The sequence below is a fragment of the Caloramator sp. ALD01 genome, from assembly GCF_000472625.1.
GTDB lineage: Bacteria > Bacillota > Clostridia > Clostridiales > Caloramatoraceae > Thermobrachium > Thermobrachium proteoclasticum.
Genome location: NZ_AXAA01000019.1, coordinates 34,067 through 41,575 on the forward strand (window position 1 = coordinate 34,067; position 7,509 = coordinate 41,575).

The 7,509-nt window shown below is 32.8% G+C and carries 5 protein-coding genes; all 5 read left to right on the top strand.

Going from position 1 to position 7,509, the window contains the following annotated elements; all coding sequences use genetic code 11:
• Positions 1 to 141: 141 nt before the first annotated feature.
• The 5 genes from A3M9_RS0108710 to A3M9_RS0108730 all read left to right on the top strand — a co-directional run bounded on the left by A3M9_RS0108710 (position 142) and on the right by A3M9_RS0108730 (position 7,319).
• Positions 142 to 1,845: a phospho-sugar mutase gene (locus A3M9_RS0108710; protein ID WP_027308892.1), complete on the top strand. Its 1,704-nt coding sequence runs from the start codon at positions 142 to 144 to the stop codon at positions 1,843 to 1,845.
• Between the two features lie 308 nt (positions 1,846 to 2,153).
• On the top strand, positions 2,154 to 3,050 hold the full coding sequence (gene galU, locus A3M9_RS0108715; protein ID WP_027308893.1) for a UTP--glucose-1-phosphate uridylyltransferase GalU: 897 nt from the start codon (positions 2,154 to 2,156) through the stop codon (positions 3,048 to 3,050).
• 545 nt (positions 3,051 to 3,595) lie between these two features.
• On the top strand, positions 3,596 to 4,441 hold the full coding sequence (locus tag A3M9_RS0108720; RefSeq protein ID WP_027308894.1) for a hypothetical protein: 846 nt from the start codon (positions 3,596 to 3,598) through the stop codon (positions 4,439 to 4,441).
• Positions 4,442 to 4,495: 54 nt separating this feature from the next.
• Positions 4,496 to 5,509: a UDP-glucose 4-epimerase GalE gene (galE, locus tag A3M9_RS0108725; RefSeq protein WP_027308895.1), complete on the top strand. Its 1,014-nt coding sequence runs from the start codon at positions 4,496 to 4,498 to the stop codon at positions 5,507 to 5,509.
• Between the two features lie 40 nt (positions 5,510 to 5,549).
• A complete protein-coding gene (locus A3M9_RS0108730; protein ID WP_027308896.1) occupies positions 5,550 to 7,319 on the top strand; it encodes a transglutaminase family protein in 1,770 nt (589 codons plus the stop codon).
• Positions 7,320 to 7,509 lie beyond the last annotated feature (190 nt).

Here is a 7,509-nt window from a genome sequence, read left to right on the forward strand (position 1 = left end):
ATATTTTGCTGCCTTTTGGGCAGCAAAAATTTTTTATACATCTTCAACAAAATTTCCCCTCCTTCTTGAAAAAAATTCTAAAAAGTGATAATTTATTATCAAGTGTTTTTTAAAATATTTCGAAAGAATGGAGGTTTATTTATGGAATATATGGATATGTATAAAAGATGGTTAGAGTTTGATGAAGAAACAAGAAGGGAACTTGAGGGACTTGATGAAAAGGAGATAATGGAAAGGTTCTATAAGGAACTTGAGTTTGGTACAGGAGGATTAAGAGGTGTAATAGGTGCTGGAACAAACAGAATGAATGTATATACAGTAAGAAAGGCAACACAGGGTCTTGCAAACTTCATTTTAAAGCAAAACATAGAAAATCCTTCTGTTGCAATAGCATATGATTCAAGAAAGTATAGTGATGTATTTGCAAGGGAGGCTGCCCTTGTTTTAAATGCAAGTGGAATAAAGACATACGTATATGATGAACTAAAGCCAACTCCAATGCTATCCTATGCCGTAAGACATATGAAGACAACAGCAGGTATAGTTATAACTGCAAGCCACAATCCAAAGGAATACAATGGATACAAGGTATATTGGTCAGATGGAGGCCAAGTTACAGAGGAGCTTGCAGAAGGGATATTAAATGAGATTAAGAATGTAGACTATAGCGATATAAAGACAATGGAATATAATGAGGCAGTAGAGAAGGGATTATTCAACTTTATGCCAAAGGAAGTTGAGGATACATATGTTGAGCTTGTAAAGGGATTGACTGTAAATAAGGATATTGTTGAAAGAATGAAGGATAAGGTAAAGGTTATATATACTCCACTACATGGTACAGGAAACAAACCAGTAAGAAGGGTTTTAGCGGAGCTTGGATATAAGAATGTGTATGTTGTAAAGGAGCAGGAGAATCCAGACCCAGCCTTTTCAACTGTAAAATATCCAAACCCAGAGGAGTCAGAGGTATTTGTTAGGGCAATGGAGATGGCTCGTGAGCTTGATGCAGATGTAATAATAGGAACAGACCCAGATTGTGATAGAGTTGGTGTTGTTGTAAAAAATTCCGAAGGAAACTACGTTGTTTTAACAGGAAACCAAACAGGAGCACTTTTAACCCATTATATGCTTGAAAACCTTAAGGCAACAAACACTATGCCTAAAAACCCTGTGGTTATAAAGACTATTGTTACAACAGAGTTTGCAAAGGCAATATGCAAGGATTATGGTGTAGAGATACTTGATGTTTTAACAGGATTTAAGTATATAGGAGAGAAGATAAAGGAATTTGAGATAAATGGGGATAAGAGCTTTGTTCTTGGATTTGAGGAGAGCTATGGATACCTTGCTGGAACATTTGTAAGGGATAAGGATGCGGTTATAGCTTCAATGCTAATTGTTGAGATGGTAGCATATTATAAGGAGAGAGGAATGAGCCTATACGAAGGTTTAATGGAACTATATAATAGATATGGATTCTATAGAGAGGACCTTGTTTCAATTACCCTAAAGGGAATTGAGGGAAGCGAAAAGATTAAAAAGATAATGGAGGATTTAAGAAACAATCCTCCAAAGAAGGTTGCAGGTTTAAATGTTGAGCTTGTAAAGGATTATAAGATGAACAAGACAAAGAATGTTGTAAATGGAGAAGAAACTGTAATAGACCTTCCAAAGTCAAATGTAATTCAGCTTGTTTTAGAGGATGGTAGTGTGATTACTGCAAGACCATCAGGTACAGAACCAAAGATTAAGTTCTATTTTATGACAAAGGGAGAGACTTTAGAGAAGGTAGAGGAGAATATAAAGAGGTTTAAGGAAGAGATATTGAAGATGGCGGAATAACAAAAAAGTGCCACCCAAGTGAAATGTGAAAAGTCTTACGACTTTATCACATTGTCACCAGGGTGGCACTAACGGTTTTGCGACTTTATCACATTGTCACCAGGGTGGAACTAAAGCTTTTTGCGTTTTTGTCACATTATTACCAGGGTGGCACTAAAGGTTTTTGGGGTGAATTTTATTTGACTACTTTATAATTTCTTAAAATTATGTTAAAATACAAATATTGCTGTAATGTTTAAAAAAGAACGGTATATATTATATTAAGGCATTTTAATGGTAAACAAAGGAAAAGTGTAGGGGGTATTTTTATGAAAGTTAGAAAGGCAATAATTCCAGCCGCAGGGCTTGGAACAAGATTTTTACCAGCTACAAAGGCACAGCCAAAGGAGATGCTTCCAATCGTTGATAAGCCAACAATACAGTACATAATAGAGGAGGCTGTTTCAGCTGGAATTGAGGAAATATTAATTATTACAGGACGTAACAAAAGGGCGATAGAGGACCACTTTGATAAATCTGTAGAGCTTGAGCTTGAGCTTAAGGAAAAGAAGAAGGATGACCTTTTAAAGATGGTACAGGATATATCAAATATGGTTCAAATACATTATGTAAGACAAAAGGAACCAAAGGGGCTTGGACATGCAATACTATGTGCAAAGACATTCGTAGGGAATGAACCCTTTGCAGTAATGCTTGGTGATGATGTTGTTGATGCAGAGGTTCCATGTCTAAAGCAGCTAATTGATGTGTTTAATGAGTATAAGACAACAATACTTGGTGTTCAGCAGGTTCCAATGTCAGAGGTAAATAAGTATGGTATTGTTAAAGGGATGCATATAGAGGATGGTGTTTACAAGGTTAAGGACCTTGTGGAGAAGCCAAGTAAGGAGCAGGCACCCAGCAATGTTGCAATTCTTGGAAGATATATTATAACTCCACAGATATTTGAGATTTTAGAGCATACTCGCCCAGGTAAGGGTGGAGAGATTCAGCTAACAGATGCATTAAAGGAGCTTTTAAACAGAGAGGCTATGTACGCTTATACATTTAAGGGAAGAAGATATGATGTGGGGGATAAACTTGGTTTTCTTCAGGCAACAGTTGAGTATGCATTAAAGAGGGAAGATTTGAAGGATGAGTTTTATAGGTATTTAAGGGATGTTGTTGGTGCGTATGAGAAAAATTTTGAGGTTGCAGCGGAGTAAGAGTGCCACCAAGAGCTCCGAAAAAATGATACCTTAAAAATCGCCACCACTATATATAGTATATAAAAGATAATATGTGCAACTATATATAGTATGTTTTTAAAAATAATTTGATTTTTTCGGAGGTCTCCCACCCAAGTGAAATGTGAAAAGTCTTACGACTTTATCACATTATCACCAGGGTGGCACTAATGTAGGAGTTGCGACTTTATCGCATTGTAACCAGGGTTACACTAATGTAGGAGTTTACGACTTTGTTACATTGTCATTAGGATGGGTGAACTCCGAAAAATCAAATCATTTTTAAAATATACTATATATAGTAATTCATATTAATATAGTAACGGAGATTTTTAAAGTATCATTTTTTCGGAGCTCTTGGTGGCATTAATGTTAGAATTGGAGGCTTTGTAGTATTGCCTTTAGCATTAAGTAAGATCGATATACTAAGAAAAATAAGATAATATTATAGCATTACTAATAGGGTGGCACTAACGTAGGGTATGATATTTATTATATTATAATTAATGTGAAAAGGTGGTTTTATGAGGTATTTGAAGAAGGTTGTTGTGGTCCTGCTAAGTTTTATTTTATTTATTGATTTACTTTCTATTGTGCTTAGCTTTTTTGTTAGAAATAGGCTGCTTAATGAGAAGGTATATTTTGATGTTTTAAAGAAAAATGGCGTATATAAGCTTGTTGGGGAAGAGGCTTCAAAGGAATTAAAAAAATTTATAGAAGAGAAGAAGATACGGGGATTTAAGGCGGAGGAATATATTGATGAGGCCTTTGTTGAGGCTAATGTAAATAGGATAGTATATGGTATTATAGATTATTTAACTAAAACAGAAGGTGAGATACCAAGGATAAGCCTAAGCTTAGATAAGGAGCTTATAAACAAGACAGATGATTATTATAAAAAAGAGGGGAAGACCTTAAGCGATAAAGAGATAAAGGTTTTAGAGAAGTTAGGAAGTGAACTAAATAGTGTGGTTGAAGAGAAGATTAATTTAGATGTTTTTTCAAAACTTGAGAAGAATGGAGTATTTTTATGGGCAAGGGATATTATAAGCAACCTCTACAGGAATTTAAACTTTTATATTTTTATTTTATTAGCAGGTTTGTCTATCCTATTTTTTATGACAAATTACAATGGGTTTAAAATATTATCCTTGGAGCTTTTTATTACTGGTATGCTTTTGGCTGTTCCTTTTTATACATTGTATTATACAAGGTATTTTAGTTTAATAAATATAGATGAGGTTTTAATTAAAAATGCATTGTATGAATTGCTAAATAGTTTTAGCCTTTATATTGCAAATATTGGGCTTGTATTTCTGATAATAAGTATTCCTATTTATTATGTATATAGAATATATAAAACAAGATAGAGTTAAGGAATTAATAGATTTATATCTTAAAATTTTTTACAGGAGGATGAAAGGATGTCAATTTTAGTGACTGGTGGTGCAGGCTATTTAGGTAGCCATACGTGTGTTGAACTATTAAATTTAGGCTATGAGGTAATTGTGGTAGACAACCTATCTAATAGTAAAGAAGAATCTTTAAAAAGGGTAGAAAAAATAACAGGTAAAAGGCTAAAGTTTTATAATGTTGATTTGCTTGACAAAGAAGGTTTAGAGAATATATTTAAAGAAAACAAAGTAGATGCCGTTATTCACTTTGCAGGATTAAAGGCGGTTGGAGAGTCAGTTCAAGTGCCTTTAAAATATTACCATAATAATATAACAGGTACCATTATTTTATGTGAAGTTATGAAAAAATATGGAGTAAAAAGGCTTATATTTAGTTCATCAGCAACTGTATATGGTAATGTAGAAAGGGTTCCGATAACAGAAGATTTTCCGCTTAGTGCAACAAATCCTTATGGAAGAACAAAATTGTTTATTGAAGAGATTTTAAGGGATTTATATATATCAGATAATGAGTGGAGCATAGTTTTATTAAGATATTTTAACCCAATAGGAGCACACGAGAGTGGACTTATTGGAGAAGATCCAAACGGTATACCAAATAACTTAATGCCATATGTAACACAGGTTGCAGTAGGAAAGTTAAAGGAACTTAGGGTATTTGGAAATGACTATGATACACATGATGGAACAGGAGTTAGAGACTATATACATGTTGTTGATTTGGCAAAAGGACACGTAAAGGCTTTAGAAAAGGTTATGGTTTTTAAAGGTGTTGAGGCATATAACTTAGGTACAGGAAAGGGATATAGTGTTTTAGATTTAGTTCATACATTTGAGAAGGTAACGGGTAAAAGGGTGCCTTATAGGATAGTTGAAAGAAGGCCTGGGGATGTTGCAAAGTGTTTTGCGGATCCATCAAAGGCAAATAGGGAGCTTGGATGGATTGCAGAAAAGAATTTAGAGGATATGTGCAGGGATGCATGGAGATGGCAGAGCAACAATCCAAATGGGTATGAGGAATAGTTAAAATTTTTTTTATTTTTTACGTGGATGGAGGATTCAAATGTTTAAGAAAAAAAGAATAGTAGCATTTTTTATTACGTTTGTGTTTTTATTTATAAACTTCAACAATGTCTTGGCAAATACAATAGATAATAGTACAAAACAAATGGTAAATGTAGTTACTGTCAAAAAACAGCCATCATCAAACAATGAAATAAAGATTGTAGAAGCAAAAGATAAGGATGAAATTGAAAATGAGTTAAAAAATTATAAAAGATATACACCAAAGGAATATACACGAAAAAAGGTAGAACAGTATCAAAGGCTTTTGTCTAATCCTTATTATGAATTAAGAAACAGAGAAGAAAGATATTTAGAAACATATGTAGAATTTAATACTAATAATAAATCGGCTAAAGATTTTATAGTAATTATTGATATAGGTAATGAAATTGATTCAATCCATCAATTTGAATTAGATGTGTATATAACCAATAAAGACATCGAGGAGTATGAATTTTTAGTTGATGAAAATGGAGATAGAAAAATAGCAGTAAGAATTCCATTTGTTCAGGCAAACCAAAAATATAGACTAACAATTGTCCAAAAGTTTGAAATTGCAACTCCTCATTTTTATGATATAAATGTATTAAAGCAAAATCCTGATTATTCAGATTTTAGTCAATACGAAAGATATATTAGTGAAGAACCTAAAATTGAAACAAGCTATCAACCAATAATTGATAAAAGCCATGAATTGCTTGATTCACAAACTAATGTATATGATAAAATTTTAAAGGCATATGAGTGGATTCAATTTTCAATGGAGTATGATTTTGCCTATGGTAATAGAGGTGCAAAATCAGCAATCGATAATTTAAAAGGTGTATGTGAAGACTACGCAAAATTATTAATTGCTCTTTTGAGAGTACAAAAGATACCTGCAAGGGAGGTTGTTGGTTTTAGAAATATTGAAAACCTTTCAACTTACTATACGCCAGTTGAAGTGTCTGGAGATTATCACGCTTGGGTTGAGGTATATTTCCCTAATATCGGTTGGTTACCAATGGATCCAACAACTCATCCAGAACCGAAATATAATGCTGAAAAGAGAGAATGGGAAAAAACAATCAATCTTAGAGAATTTATACAGGATTTCCCATCAAGTGAGCACATAATCTCTGATTATAACGATTCGAATTGGCTTACATATTATTATCACGATTATGAGAGCTATGGCTCAATTTCAAAACTTGATTGGGGATGGACTTTATCTGCATACAATTTGTATGGAGAAAAAACCAAAATAAATCCTGTAAAACTTGATTTTGTTGTTAGCAATACTACTTATAGAAGTATTGACCTGAAAGTCAATTATGAAGGCACTAAAAGTTTAGATTATGTTGAAATAACTGTTTATGATTCTGAAACAAATGAAAAGGTTGATCGCATAAGGCTTTATATTTCAGGAACAAATATAAAGGATTATCCAGCAAAGGTTAATAATCTTGTTCCAAATAAAAAGTATAAAATTGAAGTTACAGGTGTAAACAATGATGGATATAAATATACTAAAAAAACAACAGAGGTAAAGACTTTAGATATAAAAGAAGAAGACAAGATGTTGTTAAAACCAAGGATAGAAAATGTTATTACCTCAAATAATAGTGTTAATTTTGATATTGTAAGCGAAGAAAACCATTATGCTACAAAATTTAGAATTGAGGTTTTTAATAATCGGTTCTATAATAAATGTTGGGGCGTAGCCCCAGCATATTTTTTTACAAAAAAAATATGCACCTGTTTTAGATGCCTGGTAAAATTAAATTAACTACAAAAATATTACCTGAAAGGAGGCATCCTACAAGTGCACACTAATAATTGTATCAAAAATTTACTTGGTTTTAAAGATGTTATTATAACAAAAGTACTTGATAATGTTTGCTATGAAATTTATTTAGAAATGAAAAAGAAGCCTCATACTTGTCCTCGTTGTAATTCTGAAACTCGTAGAGTTCACG